Below are 17,386 nucleotides of genomic sequence, written 5' to 3'. Positions count from 1 at the left end.
CCGTGCGAGCCGGAAGACCCACCTCGACGCGTCTTGATCACCATCGTTGTCGAGGAATGCAACGGGGCGAGCCGGTGCATTCCGCCTCCCTCGTTGTCGCAGCGAGGGAAGGAAACATGAAGATCTCCGCGTCGAGGACCGCCCTGTCGGGTCTCGCTCTCACGGTCGCCGCCACCGCGCTGGCGCAACCCCTGCTCGCTCCCGCGGCCCAGGCCGCGACGGACGTCCCGGCCACGAGCGCCGCTCGCGCCGGCACCGGGTGGCTCGCCACCCAGCTCACCAACGGCGTCATCCACAACGACACCTACGACTTCGACGACCTCGGCATGACGATGGACATCGGGCTCAGCATGGACGAGGTCGGAGGCGACCAGGCCATGGTCCGCCAGATCCGCTCGGCGCTCTCCACGCGGATCGCGGAGTACGCCGCCCCGTCGGCCGGGGAGCGCTACTCGGGCTCGCTGGCCAAGTCGCTCGTCTTCGCCCAGGTCTCCGGCGCCGACCCCCGGACCTACGGTGGGCTCGACCTCGTCGCGGAGACCGAGGCGCGGGTGACCGCCAGCGGTCCCAGCGCCGGTCGTCTCGCCGACCTCTCCGCCTACGGCGACTACGCCAACAGCTTCGGCCAGGCCCTGGCCGTGCGCGGCCTGTCGGTGGCCGGCTCCGCCAAGGCCGCCGCAGCGACGGACTTCATGCTGAAGCAGCAGTGCTCGTCGGGCTACTTCCGGGTCTTCTTCACCACCGACGCGGCAGCGGCCGGGCAGTCGTGCGTCGAGGGCACCGACCCCACCGACACCGACACCACGGCGTTCGTCGTCAACCAGCTGGCGGCCACGTCGCCGCGCACTGCAGCCGTGGACGCCGCGATCACCAAGGCGGTCGCCTGGCTCGCGGCCACGCAGAAGGCCGACGGCTCGTTCGTCGGCAGCACCTTCACGCCCGACCCCAACACCAACAGCACCGGGCTCGCCGCGAGCGCGCTCGCGGCGGCCGGGACCTGCGAGCAGGCCGGCCGCGCAGCCGAGTGGGTCACCTCGCTGCAGGTCGGTCCTCAGCCCGCCAGCTCGCCGCTCGCCGGCGAGGAGGGTGCCCTCGCCTACGACAAGGGCGCGATGGACAGCGCCGCCGCCAGCGGCATCGGTGCAGGCCGTGACCAGTGGTGGCGCGCGACCGTCCAGGCCGTCGCCGGCCTGACGCACGCCCGCGGCTCCGCCAAGGCGCTCACCGTGACCTCGTCCGGCACCGCGCCCGGCAGCACCGCGACCCTCACCGCGACCGGTGGCGCCGTGGGTGACCGGTTCTGCCTCACCGGCCCCGGCATCCAGGGCAGCCGCACCGTCGTCGTCGGCTCCGACCGCACGCTGACGAGCAAGGTCGTCCTCCCGGCTGCGTCCGGCGCGGCGACGTACACCCTCACCGGCCGCGACGGCGCGACCACGCACCGCGTCGACGTGCAGCCTGCATCCCAGCCCGACTCCGCCCGCGGCTCGGTCGCCGGGGTCCGCCTCACCGGCCCCGCGGGCTTCCGCAAGGCCGGCAGCAAGGTGGCCCTCGAGGTCGTCGGCGCCGCCCCCGGCGCACGCTTCGTGCTCCGCGGCCCCGGCCTCGCGGACACCACGGTCGTGGCGGCGTCGGACGGTGTGCTGACCCGCTCGGTCACCCTCCCGAAGGCCACGACGACCGCGGCCTACGTGCTCGTCGGCTCCGACGGCCAGGTCGGCGTCGAGGCCCGCGTGCTCGGCAAGCGCACGCTCAAGGTCTCCACGCTCCCCAGCGACGGTCCCCGCACCCGCGTGCTGGTCCGCCGTCTCGCCGCCCGCGAGAAGGTGAAGGTGATCGTGTCCGGACGGACGCTCGCCAAGGGGCGCGCCAACGCCAAGGGCCGGTTCCTCACCCGCGTCGCCCTGCCGGACGGCCGGGCCAAGGTGCGCGTGCGCGCCGTGGGCCAGTTCCCCGCGCTGCGCTCCGGCTCCACGAGCGTGACGCTGCGATGACGACGTACGCCGTGCGCCGTGTGCTCACCGCTCTCCTGCTGGTGGCCGCCCCGGGGCTCGTCCTCGGGTCGGCCACCGCGGCGAGCGCCGCCACGTGCGCGACCTCGGGCGGCGTCAGCGTCGTGGTCGACTACCGCGAGCTCGGCGGCGGCACCGTCACCGCCTGCTCGGCCGACGGCGGCGGCAAGAGCGCCGCGGCGGTCTTCGCCTCCGTCGGGGTCGACATCACCTACGCGACCCGCCAGCCCGGGTTCGTGTGCCGTGTCAACGGCGTCCCCGCCAGCGACCCGTGCGTGAACACCTCGCCGTCCAACGCCTACTGGGGCCTGTGGTGGGCCGACGGCTCCAAGGCGTCCTGGACGTACTCGTCCTACGGCGTCGGCTCGCTCACCGTCCCGGCCGGCGGCTCGGTCGCCTGGTCGTGGCAGCAGGACCGCGCGGCCGGGTCGAGCGTCCCGCCGGGTGTCGCGCCGCCCGTGACCAAGACGTCGACCCCCACCTCGACGCCCACGCCGTCACCCACGTCCTCCCCGTCGCAGACCTCGTCGCCGACCTCCTCGCCCAGCCCGGGCGGTGGCTCCGGCGGCGGCTCCGGCGGCGGCTCCGGCGGCGGCTCTGGCGGCGGCTCCGGCTCGGGCTCGGGCTCAGGGTCGAGCGGCGGGTCCCAGCCCAGCAGCTCGCCCTCGCCGTCCGGCGGCTCGGGCGGGTCCGGCGGCTCGGGCTCCAGCCCGTCGTCGAGCCCGTCGTCCAGCCCTTCGTCGACGTCCTCGCCGTCCGCGTCCGGGACGCCCTCCGAGTCGCCGATGGCCAGTGAGTCTCCAGGAGACTCACAGCGCAGCGCAGGCCCGGGAGGGGCCGGCGCGACCGGCGACAAGGGGTCCGGCAAGGGCTCCGGCAAGGGGTCCGCGAAGGGCTCCGACGACGATGAGTCTCCCAGCGACTCACCGTCCAGCGCCGGGGACGACGCTTCCGCTTCCGCCTCTGAGTCTCCAGGAGACTCAGTGACGAACGCGTCCTCCGAGGCGACCGACCCGCAGGCGGACAGTCCCGCCCGCGTGCCGGCCGCCGTCACCTGGGGCGTGCTCGGGCTTCTCGTGGTCGCCATCGCGGGGAGCGCGGTCGTCGCGCGTCGTAGACGGGGGGTCTGACGCGCGTGACCGGACCGGCGGCCCTGCCGCGTGACCTGCATCCGCTCGCCTGGTGGGCCTGGGCGATCGGGCTGGCCACGGCGGCATCGTTCACCACCAACCCGTTGCTGCTGCTCCTCATCATGGGGTCGGCGACGGTGGTGGTGATGGCGCGTCGGTCCGGTCATCCCTTCGGCCGGTCGTTCCGGCTCTACGTGCTCCTGGCGGTGTTCACCGTGGTGATGCGGGTGGTCTTCCGGCTCATCTTCGGGGGCCAGGAGATCGGCCACGTGCTCCTCGACCTGCCCGAGATCCCGCTGCCGGACTGGGCAGCCGGGATCCGGTTGCTCGGTCCGGTGACGAGCGAGGCGCTGCTGGCCGGCTTGTACGACGGGCTCCGGCTCGCCGCGATCATCATCTGCGTGGGCGCCGCCAACTCGCTGGCCAACCCCAAGCGCGTGCTCGCCTCCGTGCCGCCGGCGCTCTACGAGATCGGCACGGCCCTCGTCGTCGCGGTGACGATCTTCCCGCAGCTCGCGGACAGCGCCCGCCGGGTCCGGGCCGCCCAGGCCCTGCGCGGCGGCGCCACCTCCGGCGTCGGACGGCTCCAGCGCTTCCTGGTGCCGGTCCTCGAGGACGCGCTCGAGCGCTCGCTGTCCCTGGCGGCCGGCATGGACACCCGGGGCTACGGCCGTTCCGGCGGTGCGACCGTCCGCGCGCGGTGGATGACCGGGTCGCTGCTGCTCCTCGCCCTCACGGGCATCTGCGTCGGGACGTACGCCTGGCTCGACCCGACGGCCCCGCAGGTCCTCGCGCTGCCCATGCTCGGCGCGGGCGTCGCGGTCGCGGTCGTCGGACTGATCAGCGCCGGACGGCGTGTTCAGCGCACCCGCTACCGGCCCGACCCGTGGCGCGGGGCCGAGCTGTTCACGGTCGGTATCGGCATCGCCGTCGCGGTGCTGGGCTACTACGTCAGCCACACGCAGCTCCTCGTCGCCTACCCCGGCGTGACCGTCGTCCCGTACCTGTCGCCGCTCGCCCTCGCGCTCGGCGTGCTCGGCGCCCTGCCCGCCGTCGCGACCCCCGTCCCCGCCACTGCCCCCGTACGACGCGAGGTGACCGCATGAACGGCCACGGCGTGATCGAGCTGCGCGACATCGGCTTCCGCTACGCCCGGCACCAGGTGCTGGACCGCGTCGACCTCTCCCTCGAGGAGGGCGAGCTGGTCCTCGTCTCCGGCCGGACAGGCGTCGGCAAGTCCACGCTCCTCGGCCTCGTCACCGGCCTCGTGCCGCGCTTCACCGGCGGGGTCCTCACCGGCGACGTCCTGCTCGACGGGCGCAGCATCGTCGACCAGCCGCCGCGCGAGCGGGCGCACCTCGTCGGGTACGTCGGCCAGGACCCGCTCGCCGGGTTCGTCGCCGACACGGTCGAGGAGGAGCTCGCCTACGGCATGGAGCAGCTCGGCACCGCTCCGGAGACCATGCGCCGCCGGGTCGAGGAGACGCTGGACCTGCTGGGCATCGCCGACCTGCGCGCCCGCGACCTGCGCACCCTCTCTGGCGGCCAGCAGCAGCGCGTCGCCATCGGGGCGGTGCTGACCACCCACCCCCGCGTCCTGGTCCTCGACGAGCCCACCTCCGCCCTCGACCCGACGGCGGCCGAGGAGGTCCTCGCGACCATCACGCGCCTGGTCCACGACCTCGGCCTGACGGTCCTCCTGGCCGAGCACCGGCTCGAGCGCGTGGTCCCGTTCGCCGACCGGATCTGCCTCGTCACCGGCGAAGGCGGCATCCGGGTCGACGAGCCCCGCGGGATCCTCGTCGACTCGCCGGTCGTGCCGCCGCTCGTCGAGCTCGGCCGCCTCGCCGCCTGGGACCCGCTGCCCCTGACCGTGCGCGACGCACGGCGGCAGGCGCGCTCCCTGCCCGAGATGGCCCCGCCCGAGCCGCAGTCGCCACCGGCGAGCGACCCGCTGTTGGTCGCGCGGGGCGTGACGGTGGTGCACGGCTCGCACGTCGCCGTCCGCCAGCTCGACCTCACGCTCTCCCCGGGCCGGGTCACGGTCCTGATGGGCCGCAACGGCTCGGGCAAGTCCAGCCTGATCTGGGCGCTGCAGGGCTCGGGCAGGAGGCGGTCGGGGACGATCAACGTGGCCGGCGACGACCCGGCCGACCTCGCCCCCGCCGAGCGTCGTACGCACGTCGGGCTGGTGCCGCAGACCGCCGCCGACCTGCTCTACCTCGAGACCGTCACCGACGAGTGCGCAGCCGCCGACACCGGCGCCGACGCCGAGCCCGGGACCTGCCGCGGCCTGCTCGACCGGCTCGCCCCCGGCGTCGACGACGCCATCCACCCGCGCGACCTGTCCGAGGGGCAGCGGCTCGCGCTGGCGCTGTCCATTGTCCTCACGGCCCGCCCGCCGGTCGTGCTGCTCGACGAACCGACCCGCGGCCTGGACTACGCCGGCAAGGCGGAGCTCGCGCGCATCGTCGCCGACCTCGCCGCTGACGACCACGCCGTCCTCCTGGCCACGCACGACGTCGAGTTCGCCGCCCACGTCGCCGACGAGGTCGTCGTGATGGCCGAGGGAGAGATCGTGTCGCACGGCACGCCACGACGGGTGCTCGCCGAGTCGCCGTCGTTCGCCCCCCAGGTCACCAAGGTCCTCGGACCGCCGTGGCTGGTCGTCGAGGAGGTCGCGGCGGCGCTGGCGCGGGCAGGGGCGGGACACGCATGAGCATCCTCGAACGCACTCGTTCCACGACCCAGCCGGAGGTCGCCCTGCCGATCGGGCCGCGGACCGCCGCGGTGCTGGTCCTCGCCTCCGTCGTCGGCCTGATGATGCTGTGCTGGCCGCTGCTGCTGGTGGCCCAGCCCGGGGACCGGGTCGAGCCGCCGTTCATGTTCCTCGCGCTGCTCCCGCTCGTGATGGTCGTCGTCCTCGCCGAGATGGGCGAGGGCGGCATGGACTCACGCGTGCTCGCCGTCCTCGGGGTCCTCTCCGCGATCAACGCGGTGATGCGCGGGCTCGGCGCCGGGACGGCCGGCATCGAGCTGGTGTTCTTCCTCCTCGTGCTGGGTGGTCGCGTGTTCGGAGCCGGCTTCGGCTTCGTCCTCGGCTGTACGTCGTTGTTCGCCTCCGCGCTGCTGACCGCGGGCGTCGGGCCGTGGCTGCCGTTCCAGATGATCTGCGCGGCCTGGGTCGGCATGGGCGCGGGCCTGCTGCCGCGACGGGTGAGCGGCCGCGCCGAGATCGTGATGCTGATCGTCTACGCGGTGGTCGCGTCCTACCTCTACGGCATGCTGATGAACCTCAGCTTCTGGCCGTTCACCCTCGGCATCGTGGTTCCCGGCCACGAGGGCGCGCTGGCCTACGTCGCCGGGGCGCCGGTGCTGGAGAACGCCCACCGGTTCCTCGTCTACACGCTGCTGACCTCGACCGGCGGCTGGGACACCGGGCGCGCGATCACCACCGGCATCGCGATCGCCGTGCTCGGCCCGGCGATCCTCACCACGCTGCGCCGGGCGGCCCGTCGCGCCGTCGTACGCCCCGGCTGACGCCACGGGCATCGCCACCCGCCCCGGTCAGGGCTGGATGCGGATGATCCGGTCGTCGTCCGGTGTGGGCTCGCCGCGCCCGTCACGGTTGGAGGTCGTCAGCCAGAGCAGCCCGTCGGGTGCGACGGCCACGGTGCGCAGCCGCCCGTACTCCTCACCGAAGAACGCCCGCGGCTTCGACGCCTTCCCGTCGGCGGAGACCGCGATGCGCCACAGGCGCTGGCCGCGCAGGCCCGCCATCCACAGGTGGCCGTCGGCGAAGGCCAACCCACTCGGCGAGGCCTGGTCGACCGGCCACACCACCTGCGGATCGATGTACGACGCATCGCCGCCGACACCCTCGACCTCCGGCCAGCCGTAGTTGCCGCCCTTCTCGACCAGGTTGAGCTCGTCCCACTCCGAGTCGCCGAACTCCGAGGCCCACAGGCGCCCCTCGTCGTCCCACGCCAGGCCCTGGACGTTGCGGTGGCCGAGCGACCACACCGGAGAGTCGGGGTCCGGGTTGCCGGGGGCGGGGTCGCCGTCGGGCGTGATGCGGAGGATCTTCCCGGCCAGGCTCTGCGGGTCCTGGGCCAGGTCGGGGTTGCCGGTCTCGCCGGTCGTGACGTAGAGGTGGCCGTCGGGGCCGAAGGCGATGCGCCCGCCGTCGTGGATGAAGCCGGCCGGGATGCCGTCGAGGACGACCGTCGTACGTCCGAGCCGAGAGCCGTCGAGCTCTGCACTGACGACCCGGTTGTCCGTGTCGGTGGTCAGGTAGAGGAACAGCGTCCGGTCGGTCTCGAAGTCCGGGGACACGGCGACGCCGAGGAGGCCGGCCTCGCCCTGGGGCACGGCGCCCGCGACCGTGCCGAGCGGCGTCACCTCGCCGGCCGTCCCGACGCGGTCCACGCGCCCGGAGATCCGCTCGGTGACCACGGCGTCGCCGTCCGGGAGGAAGTCCACGCCCCACGGCACCTCGAGTCCCTCGACGAGCGTGTCGACCACCTCGGGCGGGCCGCCGGGGGAGCCGGACGGCGTCCCGGGCCCGGACTCGCTCTCGGTCGGGGTGTCGGTGGGGGTCGGCTGGCTCGGCAGGTCGGTGGGCTGGGTGACGCGCGGGATCGGCTCTGCGTCGGTGCCCGAGCAGCCACCGGCCGCGGCGCCGAGCGCGAGCGCCAGCGCCGCGAGGGCGACCTTGGATGTCCTGTCGCCCCCGGTCATGTGGCCAGTGTGCCGTGGGCCGCCGAATGGTCGTCGTCGTGACGGCCCCGTGGCTCGCTCGGGTTCGCTCCCGAGCGGGTCGCGCCGATCGACGCGGCGACGACGCACCCGATGGCCAGCCACTGGTGGGGGGACAGGTGCTCCTGCAGCACCACGATCGCGGCCAGCGCCGCGGCGGCCGGCTCGAGGCTCATCAGGATGCCGAACACCGCGGGTCGCAGGCTGCGCAGCGCGACCAGCTCGCAGCTGTAGGGGATGACCGAGCTGAGCAGCCCGACGAGCGCACCGATCAGCAGCACGCGGCCGTCCCACAGCGACGTACCCGCGCTCAGCAGCGCGGGCACGGTCATCGCGACCGCGGCGATGATGCTCGCCACGGCGAGACCGTCGAAGCCCGCCCACCGCCGCCCGGTGCTCGCGCTGAGCAGGATGTACGCCGCCCACGCGGCGCCCGCGAGCAGGGCGAACGCGACACCGACGAGGTCGAGCCCGGTCCGCTGGAAGCCGAGGAGGGCGACCCCGACCGCGGCCAGCAGCACCCACACCAGGTCGCGGGCGCGGCGCGAGCCGAGGAGCGCCAGGGACAGCGGGCCGATGAACTCGATCGTCACGGCGATGCCGAGCGGGATGCGGGAGAAGGACTGGTAGATCGCCCAGTTCATCGTCGCGAGGCTGGCGCCGAAGCCGAGCACCACCAGCCAGTCGCGCTGCGTCCGGCCGGTGAACCTCGGTCGGGCGACGGCGGCGAGCACGAGCGCGCTGGTCACCAGGCGCAGCCACACCATCGCGGTGGGGGAGATCTCGCCGAACAGCCCCTTGGCGATGGCCGCGCCGAGCTGGACCGACAGGATCCCGACCATCACCAGGCCCACCGGTCCGAGCAGGGTCGGGCTCGGTCGCTGGGTCACCGGGCAAGCCTATTCAGCCCGGTGCGCCGTCCTCGAGGCTGTCCAGCGCACGGCGGGCGTGGCGTCCCTCGGCGGCGAAGTAGTCGAGCCCCCAGTCGGCGACCAGTGACGGGAACCGGAACGGCTCGCCCGGCCGGTCCGCGCCGCGCAGCGCCTCCCGCACCTCGGCGAGGTCGGTCGTGGCCCGCTCCAGCTCGTCGAGGTAGTCCTCCAGCATGCGTCGGGTCTGCTGGGGCTCGCTCGCGTGGCCGATCAGCAGCCGCAGCAGCACGGTGTGCTTGAGGACCGGGAACCCGGCGGGCGTCTGGTCCATCCAGTCCCGGAGCGCCTGCTGGCCCGCGTCGGTGATGGCGTACGTCGTCACCTCGCGGCCGTCGTCCGGACGCGCGTCCGCCCGCACGAGGCCGAGCCCGGTGAGGCGGCGCAGCTCGGTGTAGATCTGGCTCATCGCGGGGGAGACCCAGTAGAAGCGGAGCGTGACGTCGGCGCGCTGCTTGATCTCGTACCCCGTCAGCTCGTCGCCGAAGGTGAGGAGGCCGAGGATCGCGTAGCCCGTCACCGGGACGTCTTGACTCATCGCCCTCCGAGAGTAGTGTTCCTAATCGGAATAGTCACCCAACTCGCCGTCGCGGAGGCCCCGATGTCGCGCACCCTGCTCATGGTCGGAACCCGCAAGGGCATGTGGCTCGGGACCTCGGACGAGTCCCGCACCTCGTGGGACTGGACCGGGCCGCACTTCCCGATGGAGGAGGTCTACTCCGTCATGGTCGACACCCGCGGCAGCACGACCCGCCTGCTCGCGGGCGCCTCGTCGAGCTGGCTCGGCCCCCAGGTGTGGCGCTCCGACGACCTCGGCGCGACGTGGGACGAGACGCCCAACGGCGCCGCTCGCTTCCCCGAGGACACGGACACGACGTTGGCCCGGGTGTGGCAGCTGCAGCCCGGCACCTCTGCCGACGGCGGTGACGGCGTCGTCTGGGCTGGCACCGAGCCGGGCGCGGTCTTCCGCTCGGAGGACCGGGGCGAGACGTTCTCGCTCGTCCGCGGGCTCTGGGACCACCCGCACCGACCGGAGTGGAACGAGGGCTTCGGCGGGCAGGCCTTCCACACGATCCTGCCCCACCCCTCCGACCCCTCGCGCGTCCTCGCGGCGCTGTCCACGGGCGGGGTGTACGTCACCGAGGATGGCGGCACGTCGTGGAAGGCGTCGAACACCGGGGTGAAGGCGGAGTTCTTCCCCGGCGAGCGCAACTACCCGGAGTTCGGCCAGTGCGTGCACAAGGTCGCCCGGGACGCCGCCGATCCCGAGCGGCTCTACCTGCAGAACCACGGCGGCGTCTACCGCTCCGACGACGGCGGCGCGTCCTGGCAGGACATCGCCCCGGGGCTGCCGACCGAGTTCGGCTTCGCCATGGTGGCCCACCCGCACCGCGCGGACACGGCGTACAACTTCCCGATCACGGGCGCCGAGGCCCGCTGGCCGGTCGACGGGAAGGCGCGGGTCTATCGCACCACCGACGCCGGCTCGTCCTGGGAGCCGCTGGGGGAGGGGATCCTGCCCGACGGCTACTACACCGCCGTCATGCGCGACGCCCTCTGCGCCGACGACCACGACCAGCCCGGTCTCTACTTCGGCGGCCGCAACGGCGGCGTCTGGGCCTCGCCCGACGAGGGGGCGTCGTGGGAGGAGATCCACAAGGACCTGCCGGACGTGCTCGTGGTCCGTGCCGCGCGGATCTGACACGACCCTGACGAACGCGCCGGCCGAGGTCTAGCCTCACGCCATGGCCGACTTCTCCCTGTCGCGAAGCACCCGCGTCCACGCGTCCCCGGACCGCATCCATGCGCTGCTGGACGACTTCCGCGAGTGGCAGAAGTGGTCGCCCTGGGAGGGCGTGGACCCCGACCTGGACCGGAAGTACTCCGGCCCCGACCACGGCGTCGGGTCGGCGTACCACTGGGCAGGCAACAAGAAGGCCGGCGAGGGCGAGATGGCCATCACCGAGTCCACCCCGACGTCGGTCGTCGTCGACCTGGTCTTCCTCAAGCCCTTCAAGGCCACCAACGTCACCCGCTTCGACCTCGCCCCCGTCGGCGACGCCACCGACGTCACCTGGACGATGACCGGCACCCGCAGCGCGATCATGTCGGTGGGCGGCAAGCTCTTCTTCGACAAGGCGATCGGCAAGGACTTCGACCGCGGCCTCGCCGACCTCAAGACCCAGGCGGAGCGCGGCGCCTGACCCACCCCTTTGCCGGTGAGTCTGTCAGCGACTCAAGTCCTGGCGGCCTGTCCGGGCTCTGCTGCCGCCGGCAGTTGCCCGTGAGTCTCTGAGCGACTCACCGACAAGTCAGGGCGGGAGGAGCCGGCGAACCAAGGAGCCGGGCGGGACCGGCCTCGCCGGGCCGGTCGGATGGGGGCCACGAATCGTCCACAGACGACCTCATGACGGGGTCCTGGGCCACGGCTGTGGACGAGGGCCGACCGCTGTGGGTGCCGGTGGGTGTGCTGGGAGTACGAGGTGCCCGACCGCGGGTGCCGGTACGAGAGGCGGGGCCATGGATCTGGTGAGTCGCGAGGACGAGGACCAGCAGGACGGTACGGCGGAGGTCGACCGGTCGACCTGGGACTGCTTGGCGAACTGGACGCAGGCCGAGCGGGACTACTGGTTCATGGGTCCGTTCGGCGGCGGCACGCCGGGCATGGTCCGCCGGATCAGGCGGATCCTGGACGTGTCCCAGCGTGGGCTGGCCGCGATCCTGGAGGTCTCGCAGTCGGTGGTGGCGCGGTGGGAGACCGGGCGTACGAGTCCGCGGGTGGCCGTGGTCCAGCGGATGCTGCGGCTCGCCCGGCTGCGGGTCACCGTCCACGACGAGGACGGGAGTGAGGTCGGGCCGATGCGTGCTGACGGGGCGCGGACCTACGGTGGCAGCCGGTTCCCGGCGCACGTCGACCTGCGAGCCACCGGGTGGTGGGTCCCGCGGAGGTTGCGGGCGATGACGTCCGTCGAGGCGTTCACCTGGCGCGACCGGTCCAGGCGGCTGGGGGACCCGGCGGTGCGCTACCACGTCTCGCGGTTCCGGAAGCGGATCGAGCGGGAGCTGCACGGCACGCCGGACGACCACCCGGCGTCGCACCAGCTCGCCGCCGAGGTGCGCTTCCTGGACGAGCGACGGGAGGCGTGGAGACCGCGGCGAGCGGCCTGACGGACCAGGCGACCGGGATGAGACACCGCGAAGCGGCGACGGGCGCGCCGACTAGCCTGCAGCCATGACCCATGCAGCCGACGGACCCGACATCAAGCCCCGCAGCCGCGACGTCACCGACGGGCTCGAGAAGGCTGCGGCACGGGGGATGCTGCGTGCGGTCGGCATGGGCGACGACGACTGGGAGAAGCCCCAGATCGGCGTCGCGTCGAGCTGGAACGAGATCACCCCCTGCAACCTGTCCCTCGACCGGCTAGCCAAGGCCGTGAAGAACGGCGTGCACGCGGGCGGTGGCTTCCCCCTGGAGTTCGGCACCATCTCGGTCTCCGACGGCATCTCGATGGGTCACGAGGGCATGCACTTCTCGCTCGTCAGCCGCGAGGTCATCGCCGACTCGGTCGAGACCGTGATGATGGCCGAGCGCCTCGACGGTTCGGTGCTCCTCGCCGGGTGCGACAAGTCGCTGCCCGGGATGCTCATGGCCGCCGCGCGGCTCGACCTGGCCAGCGTCTTCCTCTACGCCGGCACGATCATGCCCGGGCAGGTCGACGGCAAGGACGTCACGATCATCGACGCCTTCGAGGCTGTCGGTGCCTGCCTGGCCGGCAAGATCACCCGCGAGAAGGTCGACGAGATCGAGCGTGCGATCTGTCCGGGTGAGGGCGCCTGCGGTGGGGCCTACACCGCCAACACGATGGCCAGCGTCGCCGAGGCACTCGGCATGTCCCTGCCCGGCAGCTCGAGCCCGCCGGCGGTCGACCGCCGCCGCGACGGCTTCGCGCACAAGTCGGGCGAGGCGGTCGTCAACATGCTCCGCCAGGGCATCACCGCCCGCCAGATCATGACCCGCCCCGCCTTCGAGAACGCGATCGCGATGGCGATGGCGCTCGGTGGCTCCACCAACGCCGTCCTCCACCTGCTGGCCATCGCCCGCGAGGCGGAGGTCGACCTGACCCTCGACGACTTCACGCGCATCGGTCGCACCGTGCCGCACCTGGCCGACATGAAGCCGTTCGGTCGCTTCGTGTGGACCGACTTCGACCGCGTCGGCGGCATCCCGGTGCTGCTGCGCGCCCTGCTGGACGCAGGCCACCTGCACGGTGACGTGCTGACCTGCACGGGCAAGACGATGGCCGAGAACCTCGCGGAGCTCGACCCCAAGCCGCTCGACGGCGAGATCCTGCGCCAGCTCGACCGGCCGATCCACGCCACCGGCGGACTCACCATCCTCAAGGGCACGCTCGCGCCGGAGGGGGCCGTGGTCAAGAGCGCCGGCTTCGACGACTCCACCTTCACCGGCACCGCCCGGGTCTTCGACGGCGAGCGCAAGGCGCTCGACGCCCTGGGCGAGGGAGCCATCACCGCCGGCGACGTCGTCGTCATCCGCTACGAGGGCCCGAAGGGCGGGCCGGGGATGCGCGAGATGCTCGCCATCACCGGGGCGATCAAGGGCGCCGGCCTCGGCAAGGACGTCCTGCTGATCACCGACGGCCGCTTCTCCGGCGGCACCACCGGTCTCTGCGTGGGCCACATCGCCCCCGAGGCGAGCGACGGCGGCCCCATCGCGTTCCTCCGCGACGGCGACCAGATCACCCTCGACGTGGCCAACATGACCCTCGACGTGCACGTCGACGAGGCCGAGCTGGCCGCGCGCGCCGAGGGCTGGGAGCCGCTGCCGCCGAAGTACACCCGCGGCGTGCTCGGGAAGTACCGCAAGGTCGTCCAGAGCGCCGCCCACGGAGCGGTCTGCTACTGACGTACGGCCGGGCCCACTGGAGGGTCCGGGCGGCGGATAGGTTGCCGTGGTGAGCACTCCGATCCAGCTGGGCGCAGCCGAGCGCGACGCCGCCGACCCCCTTGCCCGTTTCCGCGACCGGTTCGTCGGGGCCGCGAGCGACCTCGTCTACTTCGACGGCAACTCCCTCGGCCGCCCCGTCGCCGCGACGGCCGGCCGGCTCGGCGCGTTCGTCGAGCAGGACTGGGGCGGCCGCCTCATCCGCGGGTGGGACGAGCAGTGGATGGACCTGCCGACCACGCTCGGCGACGACCTGGCGCGTGTCTGCCTCGGCGCCGCCGCGGCGGGCCAGACGGCCATCGGCGACTCGACCACGGTGTGGCTCTACAAGCTGATGCGCGCCGCCGTCGACCACGCCGTGCGCACGGATCCCGGCCGCACCGAGATCGTCATCGACACCGACAACTTCCCCACCGACCGGTACGTCGCCGAGGGCATCGCCGCCGAGCGCGGGCTGACGCTGCGGTGGATCGAGGTCGACACCTCCGAGGGCGTCACCGCCGACCAGCTCCGCGACGCGGTCGGCGAGCACACCGCCCTCGTCGTGCTCAACCACGTTGCGTACCGCTCGGCCTGGCTCGCCGACGCCCCGGAGCTCACCCGGATCAGCCACGACGCCGGCGCCCTGGTCCTCTGGGACCTGTGCCACTCCGCGGGCTCGGTGCCCATTGCCCTCGACGAGTGGGACGCCGACCTCGCCGTCGGCTGCACCTACAAGTACCTCAACGGCGGCCCCGGCTCCCCGGCCTTCGGCTACGTCAACGCGCGCCTGCAGGACCAGCTCACCCAGCCGATCCAGGGCTGGATGGGCCACGCCGACCCGTTCCTGATGGGACCGGGCTACACGCCCGCTCCGGGCATGCGGAGGTTCATCTCCGGGACCCCGCCGATCCTCGGCATGGTCGCCATGCAGGACATGCTCGCGCTCGTCGAGGAGGCGGGCATCGAGGCGATCCGCGCCAAGTCCGTCGCACTGACGTCGTACGCCGTCGAGCTCGCCGACGCGACGCTGCCCGACGTCACCCTCGCCTCGCCGCGCGACCCGGCCCTGCGGGGCGGCCACGTGACGCTCCACCACGACCGGATGCGCGAGGTCACCGCGCGCCTGTGGGAGCGGGACGTGATCCCGGACTACCGCGACCCCGGCGGCCTGCGGCTGGGGCTCTCCCCGCTGTCGACATCGTTCGACGAGGTCGAGCGCGGCATCGCCGCCGTGGCCGAGGCCCTGCGATGACCGGGCCGGTGGGGGTGCGGCTGTCGGCGACGCGGACCCGGTCGACCAACGACCACGGGCAGCCGCTGGGCCGTCCGGTCGAGTGGACGGGTGCGACCGCACCGGCCAAGGACGTGGTCCTCGAGGGCCAGGGTGTCCGCCTCGAACCGATCGGCGCCCAGCACGCTGACGACCTGTTCGCGGCGCTGTGCCGCGAGGACGACGACCCGCTCTGGACGTACCTCGCCTGGGAGCGCCCGCGCGACCGCGAGCAGATGGCCGCGCTCGTCGAGCAGCTCGCGACCGACGACGAGCGGGTGTTCGTCGCGATCGTCCCGACCGAGACCGGCCGGGCGGCCGGCTTCTGYGGGCTGATGCGCATCGACCCGCAGATGGGCTCGATCGAGGTGGGAGCGATCGCTTTCGGTCGCCAGCTCCAGCGCAGCCGCGCTGCCACCGAGCTGCAGGCTCTCCTGATGCGTCACGTCTTCGACGACCTCGGGTACCGCCGTTACGAGTGGAAGTGCGACAGCCTCAACGCGCCGTCGCGTCGCGCTGCGCTCCGGCTCGGCTTCATCTGGGAGGGCCGGTTCCGCAACGCCCTCGTCTACAAGGGCCGCAACCGCGACACCGACTGGTTCTCGATCACCGACGGCGAGTGGCCGCGCGTGCGCACAGCGCTCGACGCGTGGCTCGACGACGACAACTTCGACGACATGGGCCGCCAGCGCACGCGCCTGGCCGCCCGGGCCCCGCGACCCGACCAGCAGGAGGCCTGAGATGGACCAGCGCGTCAGCTTCATCACCCTCGTCGTGACCGACCTCGAGGCCACCCGGCGCTTCTACGTCGAGGGCCTGGGCTGGGAGCCCGAGATCCACGTGCCGGGGGAGGTGCTCATGTTCAAGGTCGCCGACAAGGTCGTGCTGAGCCTGTGGACCGAGAGCGGCTTCGTCGCCGAGATCGGCCAAGCACCGGCGCGCGGCGGCGTACCCCCGGTCACGCTGTCCCACAACCTCGCCACCACGCAGGGCGTCGACACCGTCCTCGAGCAGGCCCGGGCCGCCGGGGCGTCGCAGGTCGGCGAGGCGAGCGAGCGCGACTGGGGTGGCTACTCGGGATACTTCGCCGATCCCGACGGCTTCCGCTGGGAAGTGGCCTACAACCCGGGCGAGATCGGGCAGTCTGTGCTCCCGTGAGCACCGCCAGCGCCGGGAGCACCGGACACGCCGTCCCCGGGTGGGACGACTACTTCCTCGGCATCGCCGACGCCGTCGCCGCCCGGGCCAAGTGCACGCGCCGACGGGTGGGCGCCGTCCTCACCATCGACCACCGCATCATCGCCACCGGCTACAACGGCGCCGCGCCCGGCGAGGACGACTGCCTGGCCGGCGCGTGCCCGCGCGGGCAGCTCGGGTACGACGAGGTGCCGGGGCTCGGTGACTACGACCGGCCGGGCACGGCGGGCTTCTGCATCGCCATCCACGCCGAGGTCAACGCCCTGCTGTTCGCGACCCGCGACACCAAGGGCGCGACCGCCTACATCACCGACCCGCCCTGCCCGGGCTGCCGCAAGGCGCTCGCCGCTGCCGGCGTGATCCGCGCCGTCTGGCCCGACGGCGAGCACGACCGCGAGGGCCTCACGACCTGGAGTCGGTAGCCCCGGTTGCCCGTGAGTCTCCAGGAGACTCAAGGTCCAGTGCCTTCTTCTCCTCGGCCTTCTTCTCCTCGGCCTTGCGTCGGCGCTTGACCTCGCCCCGCGCGATGAAGAACGCGATCAGGATCGGGATGGCGAACTTCCGCACGGTGTCGACCCACGGCGGCAGGTCGGGCAGGTCCACGTCGGGCCAGGGGATCGCCGGGAGGCGGATGTCGGGCCACGGGATGGAGGGCAGGTCCGGCCACGGGATCGACGGCAGGTCGACGTCGGGCCACGGGATGCTCGGCCACGGGACGAGCGTCAGCAGCCAGATCACCAGGACGGGTACGCCGACGCCCGCCGCCGCAATGGCCGTCTGCCGCGCGGTGTGCAGGTGGGGGTGCGCGCCGATCCACTCGGCGCGCTCGGCCGCCTTCGACCCGGCCTCGGGCTCGAGGTCGGTGCCTCCGAGGCCGGTGTGCGCCTCGGTCTCGGAGTCGTGCAGCGTGACGCGCCGCGCCGGCCCGGTCACCCCGAACTTGAGTCGGACGGCCCCGCCCGCACCCCTCGCCGCGACGACGAAGGTCTCGTCCGAGGTCTTCTTCCGCCCCACCTCGACGCCGTCGCGGGTCCAGACGGCCTCGCGGACGAGTGCGCCCCGCTCGATCGCGACGGCGTGCTCGTGGCCGTCGTGGACGAGGTGCCAGCGTTCGGTGTCCCCCATGCGTGCAATACTAGAGCATC

At 73.2% G+C, this 17,386-nt stretch carries 17 protein-coding genes; 13 read left to right on the top strand and 4 right to left on the bottom strand.

What is annotated here, in order from left to right; genetic code table 11:
* The first annotated feature begins 116 nt into the window (after window positions 1-116).
* Genes AC1DP1_RS00400 through AC1DP1_RS00380 form a run of 5 tightly spaced genes read left to right on the top strand, consistent with a single transcriptional unit; the run spans window position 117 to window position 6,682 of the window.
* Window positions 117-1,994, top strand: coding sequence for a hypothetical protein (locus AC1DP1_RS00400; protein ID WP_477505154.1), 1,878 nt, complete (start codon window positions 117-119; stop codon window positions 1,992-1,994).
* The gene (locus tag AC1DP1_RS00395) at window positions 1,991-3,142 is read left to right on the top strand and encodes a hypothetical protein (protein WP_477505153.1); all 1,152 of its coding nucleotides are present in this window, start codon (window positions 1,991-1,993) and stop codon (window positions 3,140-3,142) included. Before AC1DP1_RS00400 ends, AC1DP1_RS00395 begins: the two co-directional genes overlap by 4 nt.
* A 5-nt stretch (window positions 3,143-3,147) precedes the next feature.
* Window positions 3,148-4,248: an energy-coupling factor transporter transmembrane component T gene (locus tag AC1DP1_RS00390; protein ID WP_477505152.1), complete on the top strand. Its 1,101-nt coding sequence runs from the start codon at window positions 3,148-3,150 to the stop codon at window positions 4,246-4,248.
* Complete coding sequence (locus tag AC1DP1_RS00385; protein ID WP_477505151.1) at window positions 4,245-5,861, top strand: ABC transporter ATP-binding protein; 1,617 nt, start codon at window positions 4,245-4,247, stop codon at window positions 5,859-5,861. The genes AC1DP1_RS00390 and AC1DP1_RS00385 overlap by 4 nt, the downstream gene beginning before the upstream one ends.
* Window positions 5,858-6,682: an ECF transporter S component gene (locus AC1DP1_RS00380; protein WP_300046040.1), complete on the top strand. Its 825-nt coding sequence runs from the start codon at window positions 5,858-5,860 to the stop codon at window positions 6,680-6,682. The genes AC1DP1_RS00385 and AC1DP1_RS00380 overlap by 4 nt, the downstream gene beginning before the upstream one ends.
* Window positions 6,683-6,709: 27 nt before the next feature.
* Here AC1DP1_RS00380 and AC1DP1_RS00375 read toward each other — a convergent pair whose 3' ends face one another.
* Genes AC1DP1_RS00375 through AC1DP1_RS00365 form a run of 3 tightly spaced genes read right to left on the bottom strand, consistent with a single transcriptional unit; the run spans window position 6,710 to window position 9,367 of the window.
* Window positions 6,710-7,882, bottom strand: a complete 1,173-nt coding sequence (locus AC1DP1_RS00375) for a PQQ-dependent sugar dehydrogenase (protein ID WP_477505150.1) — start codon at window positions 7,880-7,882, stop codon at window positions 6,710-6,712.
* A complete protein-coding gene (locus tag AC1DP1_RS00370; RefSeq protein WP_477505149.1) occupies window positions 7,879-8,790 on the bottom strand; it encodes an EamA family transporter in 912 nt (303 codons plus the stop codon). The genes AC1DP1_RS00375 and AC1DP1_RS00370 overlap by 4 nt, the downstream gene beginning before the upstream one ends.
* A 13-nt stretch (window positions 8,791-8,803) precedes the next feature.
* A complete protein-coding gene (locus tag AC1DP1_RS00365) occupies window positions 8,804-9,367 on the bottom strand; it encodes a PadR family transcriptional regulator (protein WP_477505148.1) in 564 nt (187 codons plus the stop codon).
* A gap of 63 nt (window positions 9,368-9,430) precedes the next feature.
* Here AC1DP1_RS00365 and AC1DP1_RS00360 point away from each other — a divergent pair, with 63 nt between their 5' ends.
* The 8 genes from AC1DP1_RS00360 (at window position 9,431) to AC1DP1_RS00325 (ending at window position 16,663) form a co-directional block, all read left to right on the top strand.
* Window positions 9,431-10,531: a WD40/YVTN/BNR-like repeat-containing protein gene (locus AC1DP1_RS00360; RefSeq protein WP_477505147.1), complete on the top strand. Its 1,101-nt coding sequence runs from the start codon at window positions 9,431-9,433 to the stop codon at window positions 10,529-10,531.
* A 43-nt stretch (window positions 10,532-10,574) separates the two neighbouring features.
* Window positions 10,575-11,033 carry an SRPBCC family protein gene (locus tag AC1DP1_RS00355; protein WP_477505146.1) on the top strand — a complete coding sequence of 153 codons (459 nt, stop codon included), beginning with the start codon at window positions 10,575-10,577 and terminating at the stop codon, window positions 11,031-11,033.
* A gap of 316 nt (window positions 11,034-11,349) precedes the next feature.
* Window positions 11,350-11,997: a helix-turn-helix transcriptional regulator gene (locus tag AC1DP1_RS00350; protein WP_477505145.1), complete on the top strand. Its 648-nt coding sequence runs from the start codon at window positions 11,350-11,352 to the stop codon at window positions 11,995-11,997.
* Window positions 11,998-12,061: 64 nt separating this feature from the next.
* Window positions 12,062-13,753 (top strand): dihydroxy-acid dehydratase, encoded by a 1,692-nt coding sequence (gene ilvD / locus AC1DP1_RS00345; RefSeq protein WP_477505144.1) that lies wholly within the window; start codon window positions 12,062-12,064, stop codon window positions 13,751-13,753.
* A gap of 49 nt (window positions 13,754-13,802) precedes the next feature.
* The gene (locus AC1DP1_RS00340) at window positions 13,803-15,026 is read left to right on the top strand and encodes a kynureninase (RefSeq protein WP_477505143.1); all 1,224 of its coding nucleotides are present in this window, start codon (window positions 13,803-13,805) and stop codon (window positions 15,024-15,026) included.
* Window positions 15,023-15,784 (top strand): GNAT family N-acetyltransferase, encoded by a 762-nt coding sequence (locus AC1DP1_RS00335; protein ID WP_477505142.1) that lies wholly within the window; start codon window positions 15,023-15,025, stop codon window positions 15,782-15,784. Before AC1DP1_RS00340 ends, AC1DP1_RS00335 begins: the two co-directional genes overlap by 4 nt.
* A 1-nt stretch (window position 15,785) precedes the next feature.
* A complete protein-coding gene (locus AC1DP1_RS00330; RefSeq protein WP_477505141.1) occupies window positions 15,786-16,202 on the top strand; it encodes a VOC family protein in 417 nt (138 codons plus the stop codon).
* Window positions 16,199-16,663, top strand: coding sequence for a deoxycytidylate deaminase (locus AC1DP1_RS00325; protein WP_477505140.1), 465 nt, complete (start codon window positions 16,199-16,201; stop codon window positions 16,661-16,663). Before AC1DP1_RS00330 ends, AC1DP1_RS00325 begins: the two co-directional genes overlap by 4 nt.
* On the opposite strand, the gene AC1DP1_RS00320 is transcribed toward AC1DP1_RS00325, so the two are convergent.
* Entirely contained in the window at window positions 16,644-17,366 is a 723-nt protein-coding gene (locus AC1DP1_RS00320; RefSeq protein WP_477505139.1) for a hypothetical protein, read from the bottom strand. The two genes, AC1DP1_RS00325 and AC1DP1_RS00320, sit on opposite strands and share 20 nt — an antisense overlap.
* Between the last annotated feature and the right edge of the window lie 20 nt (window positions 17,367-17,386).

It is taken from the genome of Nocardioides sp. P4_G10, from assembly GCF_056401175.1.
The sequence above is the reverse complement of the archived record's forward strand: the minus strand, read 5'-3'. Positions and strand labels throughout refer to the sequence as shown.